Origin of the sequence: Paenibacillus sp. J45TS6 (genome assembly GCF_018403285.1) — a bacterium.
Taxonomy (GTDB): Bacteria; Bacillota; Bacilli; order Paenibacillales; family Paenibacillaceae; genus Paenibacillus.
The window spans coordinates 1-330 of record NZ_BOSJ01000090.1; the positions used below are offsets into that span (position 1 = coordinate 1).

At 42.7% G+C, this 330-nt stretch carries 1 rRNA gene; it reads right to left on the bottom strand.

What is annotated here, in order from left to right:
• Nucleotides 1-242: 242 nt before the first annotated feature.
• A 16S ribosomal RNA gene (locus tag KJS58_RS25130) occupies nt 243-330 on the bottom strand; the annotation flags it as partial.

Below are 330 nucleotides of genomic sequence, written 5' to 3' on the forward strand. Positions count from 1 at the left end.
GGATATTTCTAAAATCGCAAAATTGTTTCGTTATCTAGTTTTCAAAGAGCAACTTTGTTGCGACCATAAAATTCTCGGTCCATCACGAAAAGTGTGGATGAAATTTTATGACTTGATTTTGAGAGATCAAACTCTCAAAACTGAACAACGAGTGAGTGTTACTTTGCTTTTGCAAAGTGGTCCGCCGACTTTCGTCGCACGTTTATTTGAATGTTTCCGTTTCAGGAAACGATTCTCCATAGAAAGGAGGTGATCCAGCCGCACCTTCCGATACGGCTACCTTGTTACGACTTCACCCCAATCATCTACCCCACCTTCGACGGCTGGCTC